Below are 249 nucleotides of genomic sequence, written 5' to 3'. Positions count from 1 at the left end.
GGCGTCCCCTAGGGGACTCGAACCCCTGTTACCGCCGTGAAAGGGCGGTGTCCTAGGCCACTAGACGAAGGGGACGCTGCCCGGAACATATGGTGATGTTCCAGAGTTCAAAACCCGATCAATGATCGTGTTCTGATTTCACTACAATCCTGTCCGAAGACAGCATTGTTAAATTTGGAGCGGGAAACGAGACTCGAACTCGCGACCCCGACCTTGGCAAGGTCGTGCTCTACCAACTGAGCTATTCCC

The 249-nt window shown here is 54.6% G+C and carries 1 tRNA gene; it reads right to left on the bottom strand.

The features are described from left to right. Positions 1-2 precede the first annotated feature (2 nt). Positions 3-75, bottom strand: a tRNA-Glu gene (locus ACCD02_RS32770). Between the last annotated feature and the right edge of the window lie 174 nt (positions 76-249).

The organism is Pseudomonas sp. Pseusp88, assembly GCF_047303955.1.
Lineage (GTDB): Bacteria > Pseudomonadota > Gammaproteobacteria > Pseudomonadales > Pseudomonadaceae > Aquipseudomonas.
Note: the sequence above shows the minus strand (reverse complement) of the source record. Positions and strands in the feature narration are given on the sequence as shown.